The 23,052-nt window shown below is 64.1% G+C and carries 25 protein-coding genes and 1 pseudogene; 17 read left to right on the forward strand and 9 right to left on the reverse strand.

Going from position 1 to position 23,052, the window contains the following annotated elements; translation table 11 throughout:
* Window positions 1-87 precede the first annotated feature (87 nt).
* Window positions 88-747 (forward strand): response regulator transcription factor, encoded by a 660-nt coding sequence (locus tag H8F24_RS14115; RefSeq protein WP_197154958.1) that lies wholly within the window; start codon window positions 88-90, stop codon window positions 745-747.
* Window positions 748-785: 38 nt separating this feature from the next.
* Here H8F24_RS14115 and H8F24_RS14120 read toward each other — a convergent pair whose 3' ends face one another.
* Window positions 786-4,793 (reverse strand): magnesium chelatase subunit H, encoded by a 4,008-nt coding sequence (locus tag H8F24_RS14120; RefSeq protein ID WP_197154960.1) that lies wholly within the window; start codon window positions 4,791-4,793, stop codon window positions 786-788.
* 154 nt (window positions 4,794-4,947) lie between these two features.
* Here H8F24_RS14120 and dapB point away from each other — a divergent pair, with 154 nt between their 5' ends.
* From dapB to H8F24_RS14145, 5 genes are all read left to right on the forward strand, one after another.
* Window positions 4,948-5,832, forward strand: coding sequence for a 4-hydroxy-tetrahydrodipicolinate reductase (dapB, locus tag H8F24_RS14125; protein WP_231597849.1), 885 nt, complete (start codon window positions 4,948-4,950; stop codon window positions 5,830-5,832).
* Entirely contained in the window at window positions 5,832-6,476 is a 645-nt protein-coding gene (locus H8F24_RS14130) for a hypothetical protein (RefSeq protein ID WP_197154962.1), read from the forward strand. The genes dapB and H8F24_RS14130 overlap by 1 nt, the downstream gene beginning before the upstream one ends.
* Before the next feature lie 99 nt (window positions 6,477-6,575).
* On the forward strand, window positions 6,576-6,842 hold the full coding sequence (locus H8F24_RS14135; RefSeq protein ID WP_197154963.1) for a high light inducible protein: 267 nt from the start codon (window positions 6,576-6,578) through the stop codon (window positions 6,840-6,842).
* Window positions 6,843-6,915: 73 nt separating this feature from the next.
* Window positions 6,916-8,097 carry an FAD-dependent monooxygenase gene (locus tag H8F24_RS14140; RefSeq protein WP_197170034.1) on the forward strand — a complete coding sequence of 394 codons (1,182 nt, stop codon included), beginning with the start codon at window positions 6,916-6,918 and terminating at the stop codon, window positions 8,095-8,097.
* A 12-nt stretch (window positions 8,098-8,109) separates the two neighbouring features.
* Window positions 8,110-8,322 carry a DUF2949 domain-containing protein gene (locus H8F24_RS14145; protein WP_197154965.1) on the forward strand — a complete coding sequence of 71 codons (213 nt, stop codon included), beginning with the start codon at window positions 8,110-8,112 and terminating at the stop codon, window positions 8,320-8,322.
* A gap of 6 nt (window positions 8,323-8,328) precedes the next feature.
* Here H8F24_RS14145 and H8F24_RS14150 read toward each other — a convergent pair whose 3' ends face one another.
* Window positions 8,329-8,868 (reverse strand): adenine phosphoribosyltransferase, encoded by a 540-nt coding sequence (locus H8F24_RS14150; protein WP_197154967.1) that lies wholly within the window; start codon window positions 8,866-8,868, stop codon window positions 8,329-8,331.
* A 96-nt stretch (window positions 8,869-8,964) separates the two neighbouring features.
* Here H8F24_RS14150 and H8F24_RS14155 point away from each other — a divergent pair, with 96 nt between their 5' ends.
* The 5 genes and pseudogenes from H8F24_RS14155 to ppk2 all read left to right on the forward strand — a co-directional run bounded on the left by H8F24_RS14155 (window position 8,965) and on the right by ppk2 (window position 12,075).
* Window positions 8,965-9,525 (forward strand): DUF3038 domain-containing protein, encoded by a 561-nt coding sequence (locus tag H8F24_RS14155; RefSeq protein ID WP_197154968.1) that lies wholly within the window; start codon window positions 8,965-8,967, stop codon window positions 9,523-9,525.
* 108 nt (window positions 9,526-9,633) lie between these two features.
* Complete coding sequence (locus H8F24_RS14160) at window positions 9,634-10,260, forward strand: DUF4335 domain-containing protein (protein ID WP_197170035.1); 627 nt, start codon at window positions 9,634-9,636, stop codon at window positions 10,258-10,260.
* Between the two features lie 45 nt (window positions 10,261-10,305).
* A complete protein-coding gene (locus H8F24_RS14165) occupies window positions 10,306-10,551 on the forward strand; it encodes a hypothetical protein (protein WP_197154977.1) in 246 nt (81 codons plus the stop codon).
* Window positions 10,548-10,916 (forward strand): hypothetical protein, encoded by a 369-nt coding sequence (locus H8F24_RS14170; RefSeq protein WP_231597850.1) that lies wholly within the window; start codon window positions 10,548-10,550, stop codon window positions 10,914-10,916. Before H8F24_RS14165 ends, H8F24_RS14170 begins: the two co-directional genes overlap by 4 nt.
* Window positions 10,917-11,263: 347 nt before the next feature.
* A pseudogene (gene ppk2 / locus H8F24_RS14175) lies at window positions 11,264-12,075 on the forward strand (polyphosphate kinase 2).
* Window positions 12,076-12,239: 164 nt separating this feature from the next.
* Here ppk2 and H8F24_RS14180 read toward each other — a convergent pair.
* The 3 genes from H8F24_RS14180 to H8F24_RS14190 all read right to left on the reverse strand — a co-directional run bounded on the left by H8F24_RS14180 (window position 12,240) and on the right by H8F24_RS14190 (window position 13,750).
* Window positions 12,240-12,776, reverse strand: coding sequence for a thermonuclease family protein (locus H8F24_RS14180; protein ID WP_231597851.1), 537 nt, complete (start codon window positions 12,774-12,776; stop codon window positions 12,240-12,242).
* Between the two features lie 183 nt (window positions 12,777-12,959).
* Window positions 12,960-13,373 carry a cupin domain-containing protein gene (locus H8F24_RS14185; protein WP_197170037.1) on the reverse strand — a complete coding sequence of 138 codons (414 nt, stop codon included), beginning with the start codon at window positions 13,371-13,373 and terminating at the stop codon, window positions 12,960-12,962.
* 164 nt (window positions 13,374-13,537) lie between these two features.
* Window positions 13,538-13,750, reverse strand: coding sequence for an acetyltransferase (locus H8F24_RS14190; RefSeq protein WP_197154981.1), 213 nt, complete (start codon window positions 13,748-13,750; stop codon window positions 13,538-13,540).
* Window positions 13,751-13,941: 191 nt separating this feature from the next.
* On the opposite strand from H8F24_RS14190, the gene H8F24_RS14195 reads away from it, so the two are divergent.
* A complete protein-coding gene (locus H8F24_RS14195; protein WP_197170038.1) occupies window positions 13,942-15,171 on the forward strand; it encodes an FAD/NAD(P)-binding oxidoreductase in 1,230 nt (409 codons plus the stop codon).
* A 20-nt stretch (window positions 15,172-15,191) separates the two neighbouring features.
* Here H8F24_RS14195 and H8F24_RS14200 read toward each other — a convergent pair whose 3' ends face one another.
* The 4 genes from H8F24_RS14200 to H8F24_RS14215 form a co-directional block, all read right to left on the reverse strand.
* On the reverse strand, window positions 15,192-15,416 hold the full coding sequence (locus tag H8F24_RS14200) for a hypothetical protein (protein ID WP_197170039.1): 225 nt from the start codon (window positions 15,414-15,416) through the stop codon (window positions 15,192-15,194).
* Entirely contained in the window at window positions 15,406-16,341 is a 936-nt protein-coding gene (locus H8F24_RS14205) for a CHAD domain-containing protein (protein ID WP_197170040.1), read from the reverse strand. The genes H8F24_RS14200 and H8F24_RS14205 overlap by 11 nt, the downstream gene beginning before the upstream one ends.
* An 89-nt stretch (window positions 16,342-16,430) precedes the next feature.
* Window positions 16,431-17,603: an esterase-like activity of phytase family protein gene (locus tag H8F24_RS14210; RefSeq protein WP_197154988.1), complete on the reverse strand. Its 1,173-nt coding sequence runs from the start codon at window positions 17,601-17,603 to the stop codon at window positions 16,431-16,433.
* The gene (locus H8F24_RS14215) at window positions 17,600-17,884 is read right to left on the reverse strand and encodes a hypothetical protein (RefSeq protein ID WP_370594750.1); all 285 of its coding nucleotides are present in this window, start codon (window positions 17,882-17,884) and stop codon (window positions 17,600-17,602) included. The genes H8F24_RS14210 and H8F24_RS14215 overlap by 4 nt, the downstream gene beginning before the upstream one ends.
* Before the next feature lie 313 nt (window positions 17,885-18,197).
* On the opposite strand from H8F24_RS14215, the gene corA reads away from it, so the two are divergent.
* The 5 genes from corA to pstS (H8F24_RS14235) all read left to right on the forward strand — a co-directional run bounded on the left by corA (window position 18,198) and on the right by pstS (H8F24_RS14235) (window position 22,867).
* Window positions 18,198-19,307: a magnesium/cobalt transporter CorA gene (gene corA, locus H8F24_RS14220; protein WP_231597852.1), complete on the forward strand. Its 1,110-nt coding sequence runs from the start codon at window positions 18,198-18,200 to the stop codon at window positions 19,305-19,307.
* A 113-nt stretch (window positions 19,308-19,420) separates the two neighbouring features.
* Entirely contained in the window at window positions 19,421-20,401 is a 981-nt protein-coding gene (pstS, locus tag H8F24_RS14225; protein WP_197154990.1) for a phosphate ABC transporter substrate-binding protein PstS, read from the forward strand.
* A 204-nt stretch (window positions 20,402-20,605) separates the two neighbouring features.
* Window positions 20,606-20,893 carry a transposase gene (locus H8F24_RS19595; RefSeq protein ID WP_231597691.1) on the forward strand — a complete coding sequence of 96 codons (288 nt, stop codon included), beginning with the start codon at window positions 20,606-20,608 and terminating at the stop codon, window positions 20,891-20,893.
* Between the two features lie 49 nt (window positions 20,894-20,942).
* Window positions 20,943-21,776, forward strand: coding sequence for an IS3 family transposase (locus H8F24_RS14230; RefSeq protein ID WP_231598221.1), 834 nt, complete (start codon window positions 20,943-20,945; stop codon window positions 21,774-21,776).
* A 74-nt stretch (window positions 21,777-21,850) separates the two neighbouring features.
* Window positions 21,851-22,867, forward strand: coding sequence for a phosphate ABC transporter substrate-binding protein PstS (gene pstS / locus H8F24_RS14235; RefSeq protein ID WP_197170041.1), 1,017 nt, complete (start codon window positions 21,851-21,853; stop codon window positions 22,865-22,867).
* Window positions 22,868-23,052 lie beyond the last annotated feature (185 nt).

A 23,052-nucleotide genomic window follows, 5' to 3' on the forward strand; every position in this document is an offset into this window, starting at 1 on the left:
GACTGTCCACTGATCTCTTGATGGGCTTCTGCTCTGGCCGTGTCCCTTTTGCCATTGGCTTCCGTGGAGCATGGCCACCTCTTGTTGTTGGCCAAGGGCAACGAAGCCCAGCTCCTGGCAAAAACGTTTCGCGGTGTTGGGTACCGTGTGGCTCTCTGCACCACGTCTGCCATGGCGGCTGCTGAGTTTCAGCAGCTCCCCTTCCTTGCGGCCGTCATGGATGCCTCCATGTCAGACGTGAATGTGGCACAGCTCAGCTCCCGGCTGCGCGAATCCGGTTGCACAACGCCTCTGCTGGCGCTCTGCGATTCCAACCATTATCAGGATCGCGTCGCCCTTCTGGATGCTGGTGCCGACGACGTGATCAGCCGCCCTTACGCCATCGAAGAACTGCTGGCCCGACTGCGTGTCTGGCAGCGTCGCTCCAGCATGGGCCATGTGGATGCCGCAGGCGATCTGCTCTGCCACAAGGATCTGATCTTAAATACCGAAACCCGTGAGGTGCAGAGGGCCGGAACAGCGATCAAACTCTCGGTGAAGGAATACGACCTGCTGCTGTTTCTGCTGCGCCACGCCGGCCAAGTGCAGGAGCGGCAACGCATCCTGGAGGCGGTGTGGGGGGAGAACTTCTTTGGTGATGCCAATATCCTGGAAGTGTATATCCGCTATTTGCGTAAAAAAATTGAGCGGCCCGATCTGGAGCCGCTCATTCAGACCATCCGTGGTGTGGGTTATCTGCTCAATTAGGTCTTCAGCCTGAGTTTTGCGGTTTGGCTTCTGAAGGTTCAGCCTTGGGGCGTAACGCCTTCAATCCGATCTTCGATCTCCTGGTAGATCTCCTGCAGCTGGGCGATGTTCTCATCGCTGGTTTCCCAGTAGCCGCGGCCATTCACCTCCAGCAGGGTGCCCACGATGCGGCGGAAGCTGTGGGGGTTGAGGTCCATCAGCCGCTTGCGCATCTCGGGATCGTTGATGAAGGTGTCGTTGGCTTCCTCATAGACGAAATTATCCACCGAGCCGCTGGTGGCGCTCCAGCCAAGCGTGAAGTTAAGCCGTTTGGCCACCTCTCGCACGCCCTCATAACCGGAATTGAGCATGCCTTCATACCACTTGGGGTTGAGCAGCTTGGTGCGGGAATCGAGGCGGATCGTTTCACTCAAAGAGCGCACCTGGGCGTTGGCGGTGGTGGTATCGGCGATGTAGCTCGCCGGTGCCTTGCCATCGTCGCGCAGGCCCTGGATCAGCTTGGTGGGATCGGAATCGAAGTAGTGGCTCACATCGGTGAGCGAGATTTCAGCGGAATCGAGGTTCTGGAAGGTCACGTCAGCGGTTTTCATCGCTGATTCGAACACCTCCCGCTTCTGGTTCATCTCGCCGGGATTGTCGGCATTGAAGGCGAAGGTCTTGCGGCTCAGATACATCTCCTGCAGCTCCCCTTCCTCCTCCCAGGTGCTGTTCTCCACCGCCAGGTTCACATTCGACGAGTAGCTGCCGCTGGCATTGGAGAACACGCGGGTGGCGGCATCGCGCAGGCTGATGCCATTGGCGGCCGCCTGCTCCTGGGCGTGCTTGCGCACGAAGTTGCTCTCCAGCGGTTCGTCCGCTTCGGCGGCCATCTTGACCCCCTGATCGATCAGGCCCATCTGGTTGATGAACAGATCGCGGAACACACCGCTGCAGTTCACCACCACATCGATCCGCGGACGGCCCAGCTCTGCAAGCGGAATCAGCTCCAGCTTGTTGACGCGGCCCAGGGAATCGGGCACCGGCCGCACACCGATGAACCAGAGGATCTGGGCCAGGGATTCACCGTAGGTCTTGATGTTGTCCGTGCCCCAGAGCACGCAGGCGATGGTTTCGGGCCAGGCGCCTTGCTCAGCCTTCTGGCGCTCGATCAGCCGATCCACCACCACCTTGGCGGCGGCGATGGCGGCGCGGGTGGGGATCGCCTGGGGATCGAGGGCGTGGATGTTCTTGCCGCTGGGCAGCACCCCCGGGTTGCGGATTGGATCGCCGCCCGGCCCTGGAATCACGTATTCGCCATCGAGGGCCTTGAGCAGGCTCTCCATTTCCATATCGGCGCAGATCTGCTCGAGGCAGAAGCGCAGGTAGGCGAACAGTTTGTCGAGTTCGCCCGCATCCACGCTCACAAAGCCCGCAGCGCAGCAGGCCCGCAGCCAGGGGCTGGGCAGCTTGAAGCCGATCCGCTCCAGCAGGCTCACCAGCCAGCCGAAGTTGCGCCGCAGCGTCACCCGGCCATCGCGGCCCGTCACCTCCCGCACCATCGCCCCCACTGCCAGGCGGCTGGTTTCGGTAATACGGCGGTTGAGCTCCACATCGGCCAGTACCCCCTCATCGTTGCCGCGATACACCGCTTCGATCGTGCGCCCCAGGCTCTGGGCCAGCAGGGCCGGCAGGGAGCGGATGCCCTCCTCTTCCCGCTCCAGGGCGGCGATGTTCACCAGGGTGGCGATCGCTTCTTCGGCGGTGGGGGGCTTACCGATCGTGTGCAGGCCGCAGGGCAGCAGCCGGCTCTCGATCTCCATCAGCTGGCGGTACACCGCCCCCACCACGGCATCGCGGCCATCCAGATTCAGCTCGGCGGCTTCCCCCTCCGGCAGGGTCACATCCTTATCAAGATTGCACTGGCGCGCCGTTTCCACGATCGCGTTGACGATCTGCACACCTCTGGAGCTTTCGCGCAACTGCTGGTAGGAGCCCACCAGCTCGCCCAGCTCCTTCAGCCCCTTGTAGAGACCGGCATTTTCGGCCGGGGGGGTGAGGTAGCTGATCGTGGCGGCATAGCCGCGTCGCTTGGCGATCGTGGCTTCGGACGGGTTATTGGCGGCGTAGTAGTACAGATTCGGCAGGGCGCCGATCAGGGAATCCGGATAGCACATCTCGCTCATGCCCATCTGCTTGCCGGGCATGAACTCCAGCGAGCCGTGGGTGCCGAAGTGCAGCACCGCATCGGCGCCCCACACCTTCTCCAGATAGGTGTAATAGGCCGCGAAGCCGTGATGCGGACTGGCGCTGCGGGAATAGAGCAGCCGCATCGGGTCGCCCTCGTAGCCGAAGGTGGGCTGCACCCCCACGAACACATTTCCGAAGTGGCGGCCGTAGATCAGCAGGTTGGTGCCGTCGGAATTGAGGTTGCCGGGGGGCTTGCCCCAGTTCTCCTCCAGCCTCTGGGAATAGGGGGTGAGCCGCTCGTATTCCTCCACGCTCATGCGGTGGGCGATCGCCAGTTCCGGTGCCCCCTGCAGGGCCTCGGGATCGTTGATCACCGCCTCCATCAGTGCCTTGGGGGTGTGGGGCACGCCCTGCACGTCGTAGCCCTTGCGCTTCATCTCCTCCAGCACCCGGTGGATCGAGCCGAACACATCCAGGTAGGCGGCGGTGCCCACATTGCCCTTATCGGGAGGGAAGCTGAACACGGTGATTGCCAGCTTCTTGTCGCTGCGGGGCTTGATCCGCAGCGACGCCCAGCGGATCGCCCGCTCGGCAATCGCCTCGACCCGGTCCTGCAGGGTGTGGGCCTTGCCGGTGGCATCGTCGCGGCCGCTCAGCACGATCGGCTCGATCGCCCCATCCAGCTCGGGGATGGCGATCTGCAGGGCCACCTGCACCGGGTGCAGCCCCAGGTCGCTCTCCTCCCATTCCTGGGTGGTCTGGAACACCAGCGGCAGCGCCACCATGTAGGGGCGGTTGAGGGTCTTGAGCACCTCGATCGCCCTGGGGTGATCCTGCCGGGCGGGGCCACCGACCAGGGCGAAGCCGGTGAGGCTCACCACCCCATCCACCAGCGGTTGGTCGGGGTTGAGCGGGTCGTAGAAGAAGGCATTCACCGGTTTGGTGAAATCGAGCCCGCCACAGAACACCGGGATCACGGTGGCGCCGCGGTATTCCAGTTCCTGGATCACGGCCACGTAGTGGGCCTCATCGCCGGTCACGATGTGGCTGCGCTGCAGCACCAGGCCGATCACCGGGCCCTGGCGGGCCTGGTCGGAGAGGTCGGATCGGCTGGTGTTCCAGTTGAGGTATTCCTTCAGATCTTCAAACATCCCCGGAGCCAGGGGATGCCAGATGCCCAGGTCGGGGAACACCACGGGCTCGGCCACCTGCAGCTCCGGCCGGTCATGGCCGCTGCGGGGGAAGACGTACTTATCGGCCAGCATCAACAGGAAGTTGCGCAGGTTGTCTGGCGTGCCGCCCAGCCAGTACTGGAAGCTGAGCATGAAGGAGCGGGCATCCTGCGCCTTCTCCACCGGCAGGTACTTGAGAACCGTGGGCAGGGTGTTGAGCAGCTTCAACATCGCGTCCTGGAAGCCGGCGCTGTTGGCCTCCTTCCGCTTCTTCATGAAGCTGGCGATGGCGCTCTTGCTCTGGCCCAGCTGGGCCATCGAGAAGGTGCCCAGCTTGTTGAGACGCATCACCTCCGGCATGGAGGGGAACACCACGGCGGCCTTGAGCCGGTCGCGGTGGGGCGCCACCGCCTCCACCACCTTCTGGGCCAGGTCTTCGATGAAGATCAGCGAGGCGATGAGCACATCCGCATCGGCCACATCGGCGCAGAAATCGGCGTAGTTCTGCGGATCGCGCAGTTCTTCGATCAGGTAGCCGCTCAGTTCGATCGCCAGGGGACCGTTCTGGTCGTTGAGGCTGTTGGCAGCGGTGGTGAGGGCGTTCTGGTACTGGGGCTCCAGCACCACATACACCGCCTTCATCACGGCGCGGCCCTCACGGCTGGCAGGGCTGACCCGGCGGTTGGCGGAGCGGACCTGCGTGAACATGCGGGCGGATTGAGCAATGTGAAGGAGCCTACGAAGGGCCGTGCACTCTCGCGAGCCCTTCTTTCAAGGCGTTACAGGGCTTGCGGATCGGCCCTTGCCGGCGTAATGGCCGGTTCGGAAGCCCGCATAGGCTCGCCTGGTTCCGCCGATCGCCATGACGAGCGCTCCCGTTCCCCCAGCCATGCCTTCCGCCACCCCCGCCGCTGCTCCGATCCCGGTGGTGGTGGCCGGTGCCCTGGGCCGCATGGGCGCCGAGGTGGTGCGGGCCGTGCTGGCGGCACCGGACTGCGCCCTGGTCGGCGCGATCGACACCACCCCCGGCAAGGAAGGTGTCGACGTCGGGCTTGAGCTGGGGCTGGAGGAGCTGGAGCTGGCGATCACCGCCGATCTCGAGGGCACCCTCTGCCAGGTGAGCCAGAGCGTGCGCAACGCCGGCCCCGGCGGCGGTGCCGTGCTGGTGGATTTCACCCATCCGTCGGTGGTGTACGAGCACACCCGCGCCGCGATCGCCTACGGGGTGCATCCGGTGATCGGCACCACGGGGCTGAGCCCGCAGCAGCTGGCGGATCTGGCCAGCTTCAGTGAGAAGGCGTCGGTGGGGGGAGCGGTGATCCCCAACTTCTCGGTGGGCATGGTGCTGCTGCAGCAGGCCGCCGCCGCCGCCGCCCGCTTCTACGACTTCGCCGAGCTCACCGAGCTGCACCACAACCGCAAGGCCGATGCTCCCAGCGGCACCTGCATCAAGACCGCCGAACTGATGGAGGATCTGGGCAAGGCCTTCAATCCGGCCCAGGTGGAGGAGCACGAAAGCCTGGCGGGCTGCCGCGGTGGTCTGCGGGAGAGCGGGCTGCGGCTGCATTCGATCCGCCTGCCGGGCCTGGTGGCCCATCAGGAGGTGATGTTCGGCGCCCCCGGCGAGACCTACACCCTGCGCCACGACACGATCGACCGCTCGGCCTACATGCCCGGGGTGCTGCTCACCGTGCGGCAGGTGCGCAAGCTGGGGGGCCTGGTCTACGGCCTGGAGCGGCTGCTCTGATGCTGCTGCCCCTGAAACCGGGTGAACTATCGCGGCTGATTCCGGCGGTGGCCACCGGTCCCCAGTTCGCGGCCTCCAGCGGCAATCCGCGCAAAGTGCTGCAGCGGCTGCTGATCTCGCTGATCGGCGGGGTGATCTCCCTGCTGGTGGCCCAGAGCCTGTTCTCCAGCCGTTTCGGGCCGGTGTGGCTGGTGGTGGGCTTTGTGTTCCTGCTTTACATGCTCTGGGGTCCGATCCTCGAGGCGGGGCGCCGCAACGCCACCCTGCGCCGTTATCCGGTGGCGGCCCTGTTCGAGGGTGAGGTGGGCGATCTCTACACCCGTGAGGTGGTGGAGGAGCGGCGCGAGCAGGCGGGCAAGCAGGGGCGGCTGGAACTGGTGGAGAACAAGCGCACCTGGCTCTGCCTCGAGCTCGAAGATGAGGAGGGCTACCTGGGCCAGGTGCGCTTTCCGATGGAGAAGAAGCACCAGGCGATCCGGCGGGGCATGGTGGTGCGCGCCCTGGTGCTGAGTGAACGCAAGGATTTCGCCCGCATCGGCGCGATCAGCGATGCCTGGCTGCCGCAGCCGAAGCTGTGGGTGGGCGAGTACCCCTACCTGCTGCGGCCGGCGTTTGAGGAGCTCTGCCTGCGGCGGCTGCGCTGAGGCGGGCCTGGCCTGAGCCAGCTGCCCATCAAGGCGGGTTTGCTGACAGAAACGAAACATTGCGTTACAGTCTTCGTAACACCCCGTAACGAGGTCTCCATGGCTCAAGCCACCGCTACCACCCCCGCCGCTGCCGCCGCCGTCATCCGCGGCGCCACCGTGACCACCGAAGACGGTGGTCGCCTCAATGCCTTCGCCAGCGAGCCCCGCATGGAAGTGGTGAGCGCCGAGAGCGGCTGGGGCTTCCATGAGCGCGCCGAGAAGCTGAACGGCCGCATGGCCATGCTCGGCTTCATCGCCCTGATCGCCACGGAAATCGCCCTCGGCGGCGAAGCCTTCACCCGCGGTCTGCTCGGCATCGGCTGAGCCAGCCGCTCGCTTTAATCTCCCCACCGCAGCGGAAAACCGCTGCGGTTTTTTGTTGTTGCCACCCGATCGGATGACCCTGCCGCTGCAGGCGCGGGTTCACGGAGCCGGCCCCACCGGCGCCCTGGCGGCCCTTGCCCTGGCTGATGCCGGCTGGGCTGTTCGCCTCGTGGATCCCCTCGATGCCGAGCGGCTGCAGCAACGCAGCCGCGCCTATGCCTTCACCCACTCCAGCCGGCGCCTGCTGCAGCGGCTGGGGCTGTGGCAGGCGCTCGAGCCGCTGTTGACTCCCTTCCGGGACCTGCAGCTGCGTGATCTGGCGCTCGATCCAGGCGGTGACTTTGGCGTTGGGTTCGTGGCCGCGGATCTCGCTCCGGTGGATCCAGTGCCGGCAGGAGGCGCTGCCGCCGTGGGCTGGATCGCAGAGCATGGCCCCCTCCTGGCGGTGCTGCTGGAGCGATTGCAGGCCCATCCCGCCGTGACCCTGCAGCTCGGGCAGGGCAGCCGCCCGGACGATGCCGCGGTTGGCGCCTGCGATCTGCTGGTGGCTGCCGATGGGCCGGCCTCGCCCCTGCGCACCGCCCGCGGCATCGGTGTCTGGCGGCGTGTCTACCGGCAGGCCTGCCTCACCGCCCAGGTGCAGCTGCGTGGCAGCGCCCCCGACCAGGCCTGGGAGCTGTTCCGCCCCGAAGGTCCCTTCGCGTTGCTGCCCCTCGGCGGCCAGCAGGTGCAGGTGGTCTGGAGCGCGCCGGTGGCCCGCTGCCGCCAGTTGGAGCAGCTCGGTGGCCCGGCCTTTCTCGATGCCCTGGCCGGCACCCTGCCGGATCGCTTCCAGCCCGACGCTCTGCTTGACACCCCGCGGGCCTTCCCGGTGGAGCGGCTGCTGGCCCATCGCCTGCACAGCGGTTCGCTGGTGCTGGTGGGGGAGAGCGCCCACCGCTGCCATCCGGTGGGCGGCCAGGGCCTCAACCTCTGCTGGCGCGACGTGGCGGTGCTGCACCGGCTGGCCCTTCGCGTCGCCTCGGGCCGGCTGCGGCCCCGCCGGCTGCCCGCCGCCTACGCACGCCGCCGCTGGCCCGATCTGCTTGCCACCCTGCTCGTGACCGATCTGCTGGTGCGGCTCTATTCCACCCGCCTGCCCCTGCTGCTGCCGCCGCGCCGCCTGGCCGTGCTGCTGCTGCAGAGGTTCGCGCCGCTGCGGCGGCTGGTGCTGTCGCAGATGACCAACGGGACTTGCCTTCCCAGCCGCACCTGACACCATGACGCCATGGTGATCAGCACCACGCCCCAACCCACCCCGCCCTCGGCCCTGGTGCAGTATCTGCGGCTGCAGCTGGGCCTGAGCGAGAGCGCCCTGGCGCTGGGATTGCGCCAGGCCCGGCTCGAGCAGGCGCCCTTACCGGTGGTGCTGTGGCGCTTCGGGCTGATCAGCCTCGATCAGTTCGATCAGGTGCTGCGCTGGCAGAACAGCCACACCTGAGATGGTTCAGGCGTAGATGATCAGCGATTCGATCGGGTGCTGCTCCGGCAGGCGGCGACGGCCTTTGAGAGCCGCCAGTTCGGCCACGAAGCCGAAGCCGCACAGCTCACCGCCGGCCGCCTGCACCAGCTCGGCACAGGCTGAGGCCGTGCCGCCGGTGGCCAGCAGATCGTCGACGATCAGCACCCGTTCGCCGGCGGCCAGGGCATCGCTGTGGATCTCGAGCCGGTCGCTGCCGTACTCGAGCTCATAATCCACACCGGTCACGGCGCCAGGCAGTTTGCCGGGTTTGCGCACCGGCACGAAGCCCAGCCGGGTGGCCGTGGCCAGGGCCGTGCCCACGATGAAGCCCCGTGATTCGATGCCCACGATCAGATCCGGCTGGAGGCGCTCACACAGCACCGCCAGCTGGCGGATCACCTCCTGCCAGCCATCCGGATCCCGCATCAGGGGCGTGAGATCGCGAAACAGAATGCCCGGCTTGGGAAAGTCAGGGATGTCGCGCACCAGTTGCCGCAGATCGAGCGGGGATGGGCTGGCGACCATGGCGGGGCTGACGGAGGGGTGAATCGGACGGAAGCGGCGCGGCGGAAACCCCAGCGGGCGTGACGGAAGGGCTCTGCCGCTGGCATCATCGCAGCCATGGTCCAGACCCTCCCCGTGCAGCACCCCGAGACTCAGCCTGTGGGGGGCGAGCCGCTGCCCAGGCGCGGCGTCGAGCGGCTCGACCTGATGCTGCTCGCCGTTGAGGCCCTTGATCTCAACGGCGGCGAAGCCATGGTGTGGATGAGCGAGCAGCTGGGCTTCTCCGGCCTCTTCCCCAACCGGGTGGAGCTGTGGAAGCGCCGCTGCCACAACCCCCTGCGCCGCACCACCCGCCGCGGCTCGCTCGTCGAGGCTGAGACCGATGCCCTGATCCGCATCCTCTGCGCCCTGGCGGATCGGCTTTATCCGATGCTGCGTGCCCTGCTCTCCCAGGCGGAACCGGAGGCGCTGACCCGCCAGCGCTGGGCCCTGTTCGAAGCCCGGCTGGCCGAGCTGCTGAATGAGCGCATGAACCCTCGCCGTGGTGGCGTGCAGCAACTGCTCGATCCGCAGGGCGGCGCCGACCAGCGCCGTCGCCTCATTCAGGCCCTGGCTTTGGGGGCCGGTCCCGGCGGCTTCGAGCGGATGCGGGCCAGCCTGCGGGATGCGGCACCCTGATCGGTTGCTTCCAGATCAGGAGCCCCCTGATCAGCGGCCTGCTTTGACCCTCACGTTGCTTCGCCGGCCGCCTTCCCTTCCTCCGCCCCCTGCCCGTTCCCCGTTCCCTTGAAGCAGACCTTTCGCTACGACCAGACCAGCTGCCGCTTGCAACTGGAGGGCCTGCCCGATGTGTCGGTGGGGCACAGCGGTGCGGTGATCGGCATCCTCACCGGCTGGTCGCTGCAGTGGACCGGCCGGCCCGAACTGGAGGGACGCAAGGAGCACCTGATGGCGCTCATGCAGGTGGTGCTTCCCTACGCGCGGCAACTGATCAGCGGCGTGGACCGGCCCGTGGGTGGTGCCGACCTGCCGGTGGAGATCCGGGGCAAGTCCGGTGGTGGACACCGGCTGCAGCTGCGCAGCAGTCAGCCCGATACGCCCCCTCTGGAGGTGGTGCTCGACGACGCCGAGCTTGCGGATCTGGTGCGGGTGCTGGATCAGGTGCGCCTCGATGGGCGCGTCACCCTGCGCTGGGAGGTGCCGGAGCCCCAGCCGTTGCGCACCCGCGAGCTCCTGGAGCGGGTCCCTTTGCGTCGACGTCTGGCGGCGCCGTTGGGAGGGGTCGTGGTGCTGGCGGTCAGCGTTGGCCTCGGCTGGCTGGTGCCGCCACCGGCTCCCTTGAAGCCTGTCGCCCCCGATGAGCGGGCCGCACCGGCCGCCGCCAACGAGGCCCCGGTTGCGTCTCCCCCCTGAACGGTGGCTGGTCACACTGGAATGGTTGTAGGCGGCAGCCATCCCATGTCTCTCACCTGGTCGGAACTGCGGCGCCGCGTCACCCGCCTCGGCGCCAGCCTCGATGTGGTGGTGCGCAGCGACCCTGAGGTCTGCGGGCTGAGCGGCCGGACGTTCCATCTCTCCCTGCACCACGGCGGCCAGGGCGACTGCACGGTGGGAGATCTGTCCCTGGTGGATTGCCCCAACGAGCTGGTGCTGATGGAATTCGAGCGCTGGATGCGAGGGGCCGGTCATCGGCTTGAAGGATGAGCCGCGATCAACCCGCCATCCATCTGCCCCGCACCAGTGGGCCCAAGCAGCGCAATGTGTTCAGGGGAAGGCGTCGTCGCCCGCCCCGCTGGCGCCAGGTGTTCGCCGCTCTGGCCCTGGGCGCGCTCGGTGCCGGTCTGCTGGTGGGCCTGCTGCAGCTGCCCAGTCGCTTTGACACGATCCTTCTGGTCAGCACGGCGATCGCCAACCTGATCGACGGCCTCGGGAGTTTCCTGCTGGGAATGCTTCAGCTTGCCGCCCTCGCGCTGGTGCTTGCGGTGGCGGTGGCGGGCCTGCTGCTGCTTGTGGCGGCGGTTCTTCGCTTCGTGCGGGCCTTCCTGCCTCAGCCTCGCCGGCCGAGTTGATCAGCGCTATCCATCAGGAGTGTCCTCCCGGTGATGAAGCGATGGTCAAACGCGGCAAATCCAGTCCGGCCAGGTCTGACGTGGAGGGCAAAGCCAGGAGCAGTGGCAAAGGCAAGGGGAGTGGCAAAGGCAAGGAGAGTGCCAGAGCCCTGGAGAACGGTGCCAGACACGTGGCGCCCACAGATCAGAAGCCGCGCCTATCGAGACCAACCTCCAAGACCACCCGCGGTCGCAGGACCGACGACGCGATTCCGGCCGTGCGTCTTCACTTCGGAGCATTGAGCGATCGGTATTACCCCTCCGCCCAGCTTGATGACCTCACCGACGTGGCGGTGGATTCGCTGCCCATGGCTGAGCTCAGGGGCGTTGGCGAGTCCACGACGAAGTTCGATCGTAAAGCCTATGAGCGGGAGCTCACCCGCCTGCAGCAGGAGCTGGTGAAGATGCAGTACTGGATCAAGAGCAGCGGTTTTCGCCTGATCGTGTTGTTCGAAGGCCGGGATGCGGCAGGTAAAGGTGGCACGATCAAGCGCATCACCGAACCGCTCAATCCACGCGGCTGCCGTGTGGTTGCACTGGGAACCCCCTCGGATCAGCAGAAGAGCCAGTGGTATTTCCAGCGCTATGTGGAGCATTTCCCCTCCGCCGGTGAGATCGTGATCTTCGATCGCAGCTGGTACAACCGCGCCGGAGTGGAGCGGGTGATGGGGTTCTGCAGTGAGGCTGAAGTGGAGGAGTTCGCTCAGTCGTGTCCGGAGTTCGAACGGATGCTCGTACGTTCCGGCATCGTGTTGCTCAAGTACTGGTTTTCCGTGAGCGACGAGGAACAGGAGGCCCGGTTTCAGGCGCGCATCGATGACCCCACCCGGCGCTGGAAACTCTCACCGATGGATCTGGAGGCTCGCGATCGATGGATCGAGTTTTCGCAGGCCAAGGATGACATGTTCGCCCACACCAACATCCCGGAGGCACCCTGGTTCACGGTGGAGGCGGATGACAAACGCCGGGCTCGCCTCAATACCATTCACCACCTGCTGAGCAAAGTGCCGTATACCGACATGACCCACCCAAGATTGCTTTGCCACCCCGCCGGTCGGCCCCATGGATTGACCGGCCGCCGATCAATGAGCGATTCTTCGTGCCCAATTGTTATCCCTGAATCGGGATGTGAACCTAGCCATGCAGCCGCTCGATCCAGTAGCCGGCCAGTTGCCAGGACGACCAGAGGAAAATGACGAGAAACATCCAGTTCATCCAGGCGGGACGTTCGCGAGGTTCAGGAGTCATGCGGGTGCAGCAGCAATGGGGCGTGTTCGCGCTGGATCAAGGTTCAGCGGTGGTGTCGCCCAACCGTTGGATCAGGTCCCAGGGGCGTTCAATCCCTCCGGGCGTCGACCAGACGCCAAGCTTGCGGCGGCGTGCCTCGGCCTCCAGGGAGGCATAGGGGAGATCGTCACAGAGGCCGAGATAACCGTCGAAGACGAAGACAGCGCCACGCTGCAGCTGCCGGGCTGCCACGTCCTGGCCCTGGTGTCGCACCACCGCCACCTCCCGGGCAAACACATCTCGGGCGCGCAGTTCCAGGGTCACGGCAGTCCCGGCAGGCAGGCTGTCGAGCAGCAGCTGGCGTGCCTGACGTGCAAAGGGTTGCTGCTGGGGGCGTGGGGCCTGAATGCAGGCCAGCCGCACCCGTCGCTCCTGTCCCTTCACGTTGACCAGCAGATCCTGACCTGTGGACACATGAATCACCGTGGCGCTGGAGAGCTGAGCGCTACCGGGTGGCGCGCTCACTGCCGGTTGCGTCGGGATGACGGCTTCTGCCAGGGCCCCACCACTGACGAGGCTCAGGGGGAGCAGCACTGCCAGGGAGCCACGTACCACCCTCGAGGCCGTCCTGATGGCAGCGGCTCCACGGGCAGACGGAAGTGATGGCAGTGGTGCTGCTGATCGAGAGCAGGGGGCAGGGGCGGAACCCAATCGGCAGAGGCGGCTGGGCGGGACTCTAGGCAGAGTCGCCCCGCTCGGCACTGCGGTGACGAGCATTCAGGCCGCCAGGGAGCGCCACTGATCGAGCAGGGCCTCCGGTACCCGCCGGGGGCGGTAGTCGCGGGGGTCGTTTGGCCCATGGCGCAGCACCGCGTTCACCACCAGGGCTGGAGTGCGGCCGCGGTTGATCGCGCCATGGGGCACCCCAGGGGGAATGCGTACCCATGCGGGCTCGTCCTCACGCAGGGTGATGTGGTGCAGACGCTTCTGTTGCAACACCACCAGATCAATCGAGCCGCGCAGCACCATCAGCTGATCCGTCTGGTTTCGGTGGCAGAAGAGTTCATCGATCCGATCGGTGCCCACCTCGGCGATCAGGGTTTCATCGCTGGCTTGTGGCTCGCAGAACAGGGTGTAACCGGAGAAGGATCGCTGAATCTGCAGGAGCTCAATGTGTCGGGCCAGGCCCATGGAGTTGTCGCAAGTGGATGAAGACTTGCAACAACTTCCTGGGATTCTGGTGTTACTTGCTACCCGATTGGGCCCCAGTCAGGGTTCCACGGCATGGCTGTTGTCCGGCCTGCTCTGTTTTCCGGTCTGGTTGTCTGCTGTTGATGCAGCGTCGCTCCATGAACTCAGAGCTTCCGATAGTCGGGATCGACCCAGCAGCGCGGCAGGCCTTCCCCGGAGGGAAACTGCAGATCTGCCTTGCCGAAAGGCTCGGGTTCCTGCATCTCCTCTCCGGCGTGGAAGCGCCCCAGCACCCGCGCCGCGAAGGGATCGAACAGCTGCTTCAGGTCCAGCACTTCAACAAGGGCCTCGTCCTCCTGGCGCAATTTCAGAAACATGACGACCTCCAGCCCCACGGGGTCAGGGTTTTCTCAAGTCTGATCACAACCGCCGCGGTTCGGTATCGGTCGTCACGTTTGCTTGTCTTCTGTGGCCGGCCTCACCGGCTTTGCACCACTCCCGTGACGGTTTCCTGGACGAAGGCGCAGGATCCAGGTAGATCAAGGCCAGCTTCGTTGTCGGCCGGACCATGGCCCATCACCAGATCCTGATCCTTGGCGGCGGTACCGCCGGCCTCACCGCGGCCAGCCAGCTGCGGCGGGCCCGGCCGGAGCTGGAGGTCGCCATCCTCGAGCCGTCGCGGGATCACTACTACCAACCTGGCTGGACCCTGGTGGGCGGCGGTGTCTTCACCCTGGAGCAGACCCACCGTCTGGAAGTGGACCTGATCCCGGAGGGAGTGGTCTGGATTCATGATGCCGTCGCGAGCTTTGATCCTGATGCCAATGCGGTGCGCACCGCCGGAGGTGCCACGATCACCTACGACGTGCTGGTGGTCGCGACCGGCATCAAGCTCTGCTGGGAGCGGATCAAGGGCCTGAGCGAGGCGCTGGGCAGCGACGGTGTCACCAGCAACTATTCGCGGGAGCACGCTGCCTACACCTGGCAGACGATTCAGAACTTCCAGGGTGGCAATGCCGTGTTCACCTATCCGGAGACGCCGATCAAGTGCGCCGGTGCACCGCAGAAAATCATGTACATGGCCGACGACGTGTTCAAACGCTCGCCGGAGGTCGCTTCCCGTACCAAGGTGATCTATGCCACGGCAACTCCGGGAATCTTCGGCATCCCGATTTATGCTGAGCCCCTCAAGAAGGTGGTGGCACGCCGTGGCATCACCACCAACTTTCTGCACACCCTCAAGGAGGTGCGTGCCTCGAGCAAGGAGGCCGTGTTTCACGTGAAAGACGGGGACACCATCCGTGAAGAAGTGATCTCTTACGAGATGCTGCACGTCACCCCACCGATGGCAGCGCCCGATGTGGTGGCCGAGAGTCCCCTGGCCGTGGCTGGCCCGGGTGGTTGGGTCGAGGTGGATAAGTTCACGACCCAGCATGTTCGTTTCCCGAACGTTTTTTCCCTGGGGGATGTCTCGTCTCTACCGAACTCCAAGACGGCTGCGGCGGTGAGGGGCCAGGCGCCGGTGCTGGTGGCCAACCTGCTGGCCTTCCTCGATCAACGTCCCCTGGAGGCCCGTTACGACGGCTATGCCTGCTGTCCGCTGATCACTGGCTATGGCAAAACGATCATGGCTGAGTTTGATTATGATGGCAATCCCAAACCATCCTTCCCCTGCGATCCCACCCAGGAGCGATGGACCATGTGGATCGTCAAGACCAAGGTGCTGCCCTGGCTCTACTGGAACCGTATGTTGAAGGGCTATGGACATGAACGTCAGTTCATGCCGGGCGTCTCCTGAACTCCCCTACCTGAACTCCCCTAATGGTGCTGCTGGGTGTAACTGGCAGCCCGCTGGCGTTGCTCCAGGGCATAGAGAGGAATCTGCTGGCCGGGATGATCGGGATCCGATACGAAGCTGCACCAGTGACGGATTGTGCTCTGGTGAATCTGGTAGCTTTTGGGATGCTCTGCCTGTGAGGCCGGGTGGTCTGAGCCATGGCCCCGGGAGCGACGACGCTGGCCGGACCTTTTGTCAGGTTTCATCGGTCACTCCTGGGCATGAGCTGAGAAACAGGCCCTGAAATTCCCAGCGCCGTTCCCTCGCCTTGAGGCGACTGGCGAGCGTTTGCCAGTCTTCCCAGCAGCGGTCCAGCTGATGCTGGATGGCTACCCCCAGCTCAGGCAGGTCAGCCACCCGTGGCCGCAGCTCCTGTTCGCCGATCACATCGGCCAGAACCTGAAGATCATGGAGCTCACCAAGGGACTCCTGTGCGAGCTTCAACTCCTGAATCCAATGGTGACCGCCGCTGGGCAGGAAAGGCTCAAGGTTTTCGAGCGCGTAGCGCGCCTCCTTGATCCGCTTTCGGAGTTCGTGTAACGACTTGTCGCGTGGATTGGCTTCCTGCCAACCCGCATGGAGAAACAACCCATGGCTGAGAGATCCTTGCCACTCGACCAGCCAATCGCCGATCGGCTGCTGCCCAAGAATGGTGAAATCCGGCTTTCTCAGCCATTTGCTCAGCCGTGCCAACATCTTCAGATAGTTGGCATCCTGCAGAGCTTTTTCCAATCCTTCAAAGGCCTGGCGGCGGTTGCTTGCGAGCCCTTTAAGCAGCCGCTTCAGGGCCTTCGCCTTGATCGTTGGATCGGAGTCCTCACCATCGGCAGAGATGGGCAGGGCGGGAAACAGATCGAGCTCCAGTCGCTGCCTGAGCACGTCCAGATCCCTGGTCAGTCCCGTCTGGCGTGTGACGCGGGCCAGGCGTTGCTCACTTACGCCATCGGGAAGTATCAAAGCTGCTTCGAATTGATTCAGCACCGTGCGTAAGCGACGCAGTGTCACCCGCAGCTGGTGCAGAGCTTCGGGGTCCTGATCCGCCAGAACTTCGGGATGCAGTCTGCCAATCCGCCGGGTCTGCTTCTGAATCAGATCGGCCACATAATCGCCACAACGGGGGGACGTGGCCATGGCTTTGCTGTCTGCAAGGGTGATCAGGACTGAGAATCCGCTCATGGTTCAACCTGCCAGCGCGAGGTGAGTCAGACGTTCAGGCTGGGTTATTGCTTTGCCTGGCCTCCTCCACTGACCTTAGGTGTGCGGAGCGTCACTGCACGGTTCTGCTGCCCTGAGGGCGCCAGGTCTCCCTGGTGACTGCAGCCTGGCTGATGCCGGGGCGCGATCACCGCCAGGAGGTTCTGCTGGAAGGGGTTGAAGTTGTCGTCGCTCACCAGCACGAAGCTGGAGCGACCATCCGCCAGAGTGGGCCCCTGGGTCAATCCTTCCCAGTTGTCGGGTGGAAGCCCGCTGCTGATCAGATCCCAGCGGGCCTTCCTGTGCCATTGGTCCTGTTGGAGTTCGACGAGGCTCAGTTCGGCTCGCCAGGAGCCTGGAGGTGTGAAGGATCGCCACAGGGCCAGGGTGGGGAGCGTGGCGGATGGACCCGACAAGGCCAGAAGATCCGTGAGCCCCCAGGCTTCACTCACGTCTGGAGCCAGCAAGGGAGGCAGCACCCGGCTGGTGATGTCAGCTGAGCTGGCCGGCACGGACCAGAGCAGGGTGCGACGCTCCCGGGCTGAATCCTGCAACAGCGGCTGTTCTGTCGCCATCAGCAGCCGCAGCGTTGGGTTCGGTGTTGTCGAGCCAGAAGGCAGCAGGGTGAGGGATTCCGGTCCGCCGTTCGGCGCAAGGCCAGATCGGGTCCGAAGGTGCCATGCCTCAGGCAGAGGGATGGCCTGCCTGAGTGCCCCGGAGTGGCGATCGAAGCGCAGCAACCTGGCCGGCTGTGCCGGTGTCAGGCGCCCTTCGCTGGCCACCCAGGCGTCAGAGCCCTGCAGCACCAGCCCTTCGCCATCCATCTCAGGTCGAAAGCTGTTGCCGCTGCCGCTGCCGCTGCCGTTGCCGGCTTCTCCGCTCTGCAAGGGAATGGTGGCAAACAGCTGCAGGAGTTGCGGTTCCTCCTTCCGGTTCGATCCCATCGGATGGAGGCCCATCCCATTGGGGCCCCTCAGGATCTGACGAAGACCACGCCAGCCGAGCAGCTGGCCGCGGGGTGTATCGCTGATCAGCCAGAGCACATCGTCTTCAGGCTCGTACACAGCCCCTGAAAAGCCTCCGATCGGCTCTCCCTCCGTTCCCCTGCGGGGCATGGTCTGGGTGAAGAGCAATTGCCAGCCAGCGGAGAGCGGACAGGGCAGATCGGCAGGAGGGGCGACCGGAGCCGCCACGATCATGGAATCTTCGTGTCGAGTAACGCATCTTTACTATAGCGCAAATCTTTCCAGATCGCCCGGATTTTGGCATAAGCCTGTTCCTGGGAGATCTTGCCATTGGCCTGTAATCCCACGATCAGGCCGACCTGCTCAGCAAAGGATTCAAGATTTTGATGGAACACCAGCCTCTCGGGAGACCACCCAGATCCCCGGTAGCCTCCATGGGCTTCCATCGGTGATTGGATTCCATCCGGAGCCCAACCCGAGCTCGATTGGGCGAGTTCTGAGCGTTCGTCGCCCAAGATCATCCTTAACGTTCTGATCCTCTCAATTTAGTCAGGCTGGTTCGGCGATGTTGGTTAAGACTGGCTCAAGCTTTCCGGCTCCGCCTCAGCTGGCGGTTTGCCGGGGTGCTGCGACGCTTCAGCCGGCTGTGATGCACGGCACTGTTCCACGGCTGCAGCAAGTCTGGAATGGGGGGCGTGATTCCACTGTCAACGCCATGGCCTTCCTGCAGCGTTCCTGGCTAAAACCGGTGGGCATCTGCCTGCTTCTTCAGGCGGCCCTTCTCAGTGGGGGCAGGGTGTTCCATGGCTGGCTCATCCCGGAGGAACGGTGCTGCGTCTCACGCCTGGAGCTCTGACCTCCCAGCGTCTGGAGGAGAGACCGGCCAATCTGCCCAGTCACCTGTACGTGCACGGCGGGCAACGGCCCACCACGTTTTCCGCTGTCGTGTTTCTGCCTGAGGGGCCTGTGCTCCGTCAGGTGCAGACCGGCGACGAGAGCCTGCTGGATGTGGCACGACAGCGGCAGTTGCCAGTGTGGTTGCGGATCAGTGGGCTGCGGGATCGCCGTCGGATCGAGGCCTTGCTGGCGCGCCTCGACGTGCCAGCGGAGCTGCTGCCTCCCCTGCTGGACGTGCCTCAGCGGCCCAGGGTCGATTCCTTTGGCGAGGCGGTGCTGGTGGTGCTGCACCGGCTGGGTTTCGCCAAGGATCCTGCCCATCTGGTGAGTGAGCAGGTGGGATTGCTTCTGTTGCCCGATCTGTTGGTCACGCTGGAGGAGGCCAGCAGCGGAGAACCGTTTGCGGACCTTACCGACTGGTTGATCTCTCGGGCCGGAGCAGTGGAGCATCGCGATCTGGACGATCTGCTGCATTTTCTGATCGATGATCTGCTTGATGATCTGTTCCCGATGCTGGAGAGTATTGCTAACAGACTGGATGACCTGGAAGCTGCCGCCCTACGCCAACCCAAGCCAACTGTATTGGGAAGAACCACACAGTTTCGTAGTGGCGTTCGCACGATCCGCAGCCAGATCTGGCCGTTGCGCCATCAGATCCGAGCCCTTCTGCGCCAGCGCCAGCAGCTGCTGGGCCCCGAGGCCCTGGGCGGATTTCAGGAGATGGCTGACCTGGTGGAGTTGCTGTTTGATCAGTGTGAATCGCTGCGGGCCCAGTGTGATGCGATCACACAGGCCTATGCCGCCAGCATCGGCAATCGCATGAACCAGGTCATGAAGACACTCACAATCCTCACCAGTGTCTTTGCCCCGCTTACCTTTATTGCAGGAATCTATGGCATGAACTTTGACGTGATGCCCGAGCTTCACTGGCGCTATGGTTATCTGACAGTGATCCTGCTGATGGGCGCTGTTGCTGTTCTCCAGGCCTCCTGGCTTTGGCGCCGTGGCTGGTTCGAAGATTGGACGACGCCGCGTCGTTGAATCCCCGGTTGGGTGTCGCGCAGACGACGGGGATGCCTCGCCTTAACCCTGCAATAACGACTGGCGTACCGGCCAGTTGCTATCCAGGATGGGCCCCACCCCATGGCTATTCAATGACCTTCGTCAAGAAGGCCCTGATCTTCGGAACCCTGGCAGCACTTGGCGCCGGAGCCGCAGCATCCGCCCAGTCCACTCTCAATGGGGCCGGCGCCACATTCCCGGCTCCCTTCTACCTGCGTGCCTTTGATGGGCTTGCCAAGACCGGGACGCGCGTGAACTACCAGGCTGTTGGTTCTGGCGCCGGTGTGCGTCAGTTCGTTGCCGGCACCGTGGATTTTGGCGCCACCGATGAACCGATTAAAGCTGCTGAAGCTGCCAAGGTGTCGCGCGGCGTGGTTCAGTTCCCCACCGTGGGAGGCACGATCGCGATTGCCTACAATAAGCCTGATTGCGCGAACCTGAAGCTCACGCAGAAGCAGGCAGTCGATATCTTCCTGGGCACCATCAAGACCTGGGATCAGCTCAAGTGCGGCAAGGGCCCGATCAAGGTGGTGCACCGTTCTGACGGTTCCGGCACGACTTTCGCCTTCACCAACTCGCTTTCGGCCTTTTCTCCCACCTGGAAAAGCAAGGTTGGTGAGGGAAAGACCGTCAAATGGCCCGTTGGTATCGGCGGCAAGGGCAATGAGGGAGTGGCTGGTGTGATCAGCAACACCAGTGGCTCAATCGGCTATCTGAACCAGGCCTTTGTCAGGGGCAAGATCAAGGCAGCAGCTCTGCAGAACAAGGCAGGCAAGTTTGTGCTGCCGAATCTGGCCAGCGGCGCCGCGGCACTGAACAACATCCGTCTGGATAGCAACCTGGCCGGGGAGGATCCCAATCCCGCCGGTGCAGCCAGCTATCCGATTTCGACCCTCACCTGGATCCTTGCCTATCAGAAAGGTAACGGTGCCAAGGCCGCCACGATCCAGAGGGCGATGAACTATCTGCTCAGCCCCGCTGCCCAGGACCAGGCCGATAACCTCGGCTATGTTCCGCTCAAGGGCAATATCCTGGCCGCGTCCCGCAAGGCTGTGGCTCGCATCGGCAAGTGATTTCCGCGGGCTGGACCGGCGCCATCCATCGCTGCTGGTTCAGCCCGCTCTTCCTTGGATCCGCCGATGCAGCGTTCTCCAAAGCTTGCCCGCTAGCAGGAACACCAACTCGTCGCCATTGGATTGAGGTGGTCTGGCTTTTCTGGACAGGCCCCATCGTTAACCTCTGAGGCGGGGTACCGCCCCTGAAAGGGGCTCCCACCGATGAGCAAGCGCCGCACCCACAGCCCCGAGTTCAAGGCCAGGGTCGCCATGGAGGCGATCAGTGGCCGCAAGACGATCCAGGAGATCGCCGCCGACCACGCCATCCACCCGATCCAGGTGAGCCAGTGGAAGCGGCAGCTCCTGGACGGTGCCAGCGAGCTCTTCACCCGAGGCAAGAAGACCAAGGACAAGGAGGAGGGGCAGGCCAAGGAGGCGGAGCTGTTCCAGCAGATCGGACGGCTGCAGATGGAGCTGGAGTGGCTCAAAAAAAAGTCTCAACTGCTCTGATGCCCGTGAACTGCGCAAGCTGGTCGATCACGACCACCCCGAGCTCAGCATCAGCAGGCAGTGTGCGCTGCTGGGGCTGCCTCGATCCACGCTGTACTACCGGCCGACACCGGTCCGTGTATCGACGCTGCGGATCATGGCCAGGATCGATGCTCTCTACCTGGAGGATCCCTGCAGCGGCAGCCGCCGGATGGTGGACTATCTGGCCCAAGATGGTATCCCGATCAGCCGAGATCGAGTGCGAAACCTCATGCGGCGCATGGGATTACGGGCGATCTACCAGAAGCCCCGGACGACGGTTCCAGGTGATCCGTCCGTGCGGTTCCCCTGCCTGGTGGACCTCACGCAGGTCACGTCGGTGGATCAGGTCTGGGCGACCGACATCACCTACATCCCTCTGCAGAAAGGGTTCCTCTATCTGGTGGCGATCATGGATCTCCATTCCAGGCATGTGCTCAGCTGGAGGCTCTCCAACAGCCTTGACACGAAGTTCTGTCTGGAGGCCCTGGAGATGGCCTTGGGAGGCGGCCGTAGGCCAGAGATCTTCCACTCCGATCAAGGCTGTCAGTTCACGTCCGCTGACTTTGTGGCCAGACTCAAAGGGGAGCGGATCCAGATCAGCTGGTCCGGCAGAAAGCGGTGCTACGACAACATCCTTGTTGAACGGCTGTGGAGGACTGTCAAGTACGAGGAGGTCTACCTACGGGCATACAGCGATGGCTGGGACGCTGAAATCAGCCTGGCCCGCTTCCTGTGGCGGTATTGCCATGTAAGACCTCACAGTTCCCTTGGAGGCAAAACTCCCCACGCGGTCTACACTGAGGCCGAACCATGTTCCACCCGTCCTGGGTTAACGATGTCAGGGGCCGGAACTGTCCAATAAAAGGCACCCACCTCAGGAGCTCGCTCTCGAGCACGCTGTCTACGATCAACGTCCTGTAACCCCTCTTTCTGTCCATGGCTTTTCCCTGCTCCCTCCTCCGTCCGCGTGCCATCGCGGCGGTGGCGACTCTCACGGCGATCGGTCTGACCGGCTGCGGAGGTGGAGGCGGTACCACCATCAGTGGAGCAGGGGCAACCTTTCCTGCGGCGGCTTATCAACGCTGGAGCAGCGACTATGCGGCTGAAACCGGGAATCAGGTGAATTATCAGTCGGTGGGTTCAGGTGCGGGTGTGCGTCAGTTTGCCGCCGGCACGGTGGACTTTGGTGCCAGTGATGAGCAACTCAGCGAGGAAGACTTCAAGGCAGGTGCGGCGGGCCAGCGGGGTGCTCTGCAGATTCCGATGTTGGGCGGCACAGTCACGCCGGCCTACAACAATGCCGATTGTCCCGATCTGAAACTCACCCAGGCTCAACTCGCCGATATCTTCCTCGGCAAGATCAAGGACTGGAAGGATCTCGGTTGTCCGTCGAAGCCGATCACGGTGGCCCACCGATCCGATGGCTCCGGCACCACCTACGCCTTCACCAACTCCCTGGCTTGTTTTTCGCCTGAGTGGAGCAAGAGTGTGGGCAAGGGCAAGAGCGTCAACTGGCCCGTTGGCGTGGGGGCCAAGGGTAACGAGGGCGTGGCTGGCCTGCTGTCCAACACTCCTGGTTCGATCGGCTATGTGAACCTTGCCTATGTGCGGGATCCGCTGCGCCCAGTGGCGCTGCAGAACAAGGATGGTCAATTCGTGCTTGCCAGTGTGGCCAGTGGCGCCGCAGCGCTCAACAATGTCGTACTCAACGACAAACTGGGTGGTGAAGACTGCAACCCCGCTGGAGCTGAGAGCTTCCCGATCGTGGCCTTCACCTGGATCCTGGCCTACGAAACTGGCTATGGCGACAAGAAGGCCGAGGCCGTGCGCAACTTCCTCGACTGGTCCCTGGGTGAGGCCCCGCAGAAGCAGGCAGCTGAGCTCGGCTATGTCCCCCTCACCGGTGAGGTGCTGAACAAGGCCCGCGCCGAAGTGGCCAAGATCGGCAGCTGATGATTCCCCACTGACTTCTCACCAATGGATTCTCACGAAACGGTTCTCAGCAACGCTGGGCATCGTCTGGGAAGAATCCGTGGTTTGGCTCCCGCCAGGGTTGAGGGTTCTTGTTCCCTCGATCTCTGGCGGCTTTCTGACTGGGTTCGAGGTCAATGTTCGGCGTAATGCTTTGCCCAACCCCT

Origin of the sequence: Synechococcus sp. CBW1002, assembly GCF_015840915.1 — a bacterium.
Taxonomy (GTDB): domain Bacteria; phylum Cyanobacteriota; class Cyanobacteriia; order PCC-6307; family Cyanobiaceae; genus CBW1002.

What these genes read in the sequence shown, in the direction of transcription:
- H8F24_RS14120 (WP_197154960.1), bottom strand. Translation starts at nt 4,793, where the DNA reads ATGTTCACGCAGGTCCGCTCCGCCAACCGCCGGGTCAGCCCTGCCAGC.
- dapB (WP_231597849.1), top strand. Translation starts at nt 4,948, where the DNA reads ATGACGAGCGCTCCCGTTCCCCCAGCCATGCCTTCCGCCACCCCCGCC.
- H8F24_RS14130 (WP_197154962.1), top strand. Translation starts at nt 5,832, where the DNA reads ATGCTGCTGCCCCTGAAACCGGGTGAACTATCGCGGCTGATTCCGGCG.
- H8F24_RS14135 (WP_197154963.1), top strand. Translation starts at nt 6,576, where the DNA reads ATGGCTCAAGCCACCGCTACCACCCCCGCCGCTGCCGCCGCCGTCATC.
- H8F24_RS14140 (WP_197170034.1), top strand. Translation starts at nt 6,916, where the DNA reads ATGACCCTGCCGCTGCAGGCGCGGGTTCACGGAGCCGGCCCCACCGGC.
- H8F24_RS14145 (WP_197154965.1), top strand. Translation starts at nt 8,110, where the DNA reads ATGGTGATCAGCACCACGCCCCAACCCACCCCGCCCTCGGCCCTGGTG.
- H8F24_RS14150 (WP_197154967.1), bottom strand. Translation starts at nt 8,868, where the DNA reads ATGGTCGCCAGCCCATCCCCGCTCGATCTGCGGCAACTGGTGCGCGAC.
- H8F24_RS14155 (WP_197154968.1), top strand. Translation starts at nt 8,965, where the DNA reads ATGGTCCAGACCCTCCCCGTGCAGCACCCCGAGACTCAGCCTGTGGGG.
- H8F24_RS14165 (WP_197154977.1), top strand. Translation starts at nt 10,306, where the DNA reads ATGTCTCTCACCTGGTCGGAACTGCGGCGCCGCGTCACCCGCCTCGGC.
- H8F24_RS14170 (WP_231597850.1), top strand. Translation starts at nt 10,548, where the DNA reads ATGAGCCGCGATCAACCCGCCATCCATCTGCCCCGCACCAGTGGGCCC.
- H8F24_RS14185 (WP_197170037.1), bottom strand. Translation starts at nt 13,373, where the DNA reads ATGGGCCTGGCCCGACACATTGAGCTCCTGCAGATTCAGCGATCCTTC.
- H8F24_RS14190 (WP_197154981.1), bottom strand. Translation starts at nt 13,750, where the DNA reads ATGTTTCTGAAATTGCGCCAGGAGGACGAGGCCCTTGTTGAAGTGCTG.
- H8F24_RS14195 (WP_197170038.1), top strand. Translation starts at nt 13,942, where the DNA reads ATGGCCCATCACCAGATCCTGATCCTTGGCGGCGGTACCGCCGGCCTC.
- H8F24_RS14200 (WP_197170039.1), bottom strand. Translation starts at nt 15,416, where the DNA reads ATGAAACCTGACAAAAGGTCCGGCCAGCGTCGTCGCTCCCGGGGCCAT.
- H8F24_RS14205 (WP_197170040.1), bottom strand. Translation starts at nt 16,341, where the DNA reads ATGGCCACGTCCCCCCGTTGTGGCGATTATGTGGCCGATCTGATTCAG.
- H8F24_RS14210 (WP_197154988.1), bottom strand. Translation starts at nt 17,603, where the DNA reads ATGATCGTGGCGGCTCCGGTCGCCCCTCCTGCCGATCTGCCCTGTCCG.
- pstS (WP_197154990.1), top strand. Translation starts at nt 19,421, where the DNA reads ATGACCTTCGTCAAGAAGGCCCTGATCTTCGGAACCCTGGCAGCACTT.
- H8F24_RS19595 (WP_231597691.1), top strand. Translation starts at nt 20,606, where the DNA reads ATGAGCAAGCGCCGCACCCACAGCCCCGAGTTCAAGGCCAGGGTCGCC.
- pstS (WP_197170041.1), top strand. Translation starts at nt 21,851, where the DNA reads ATGGCTTTTCCCTGCTCCCTCCTCCGTCCGCGTGCCATCGCGGCGGTG.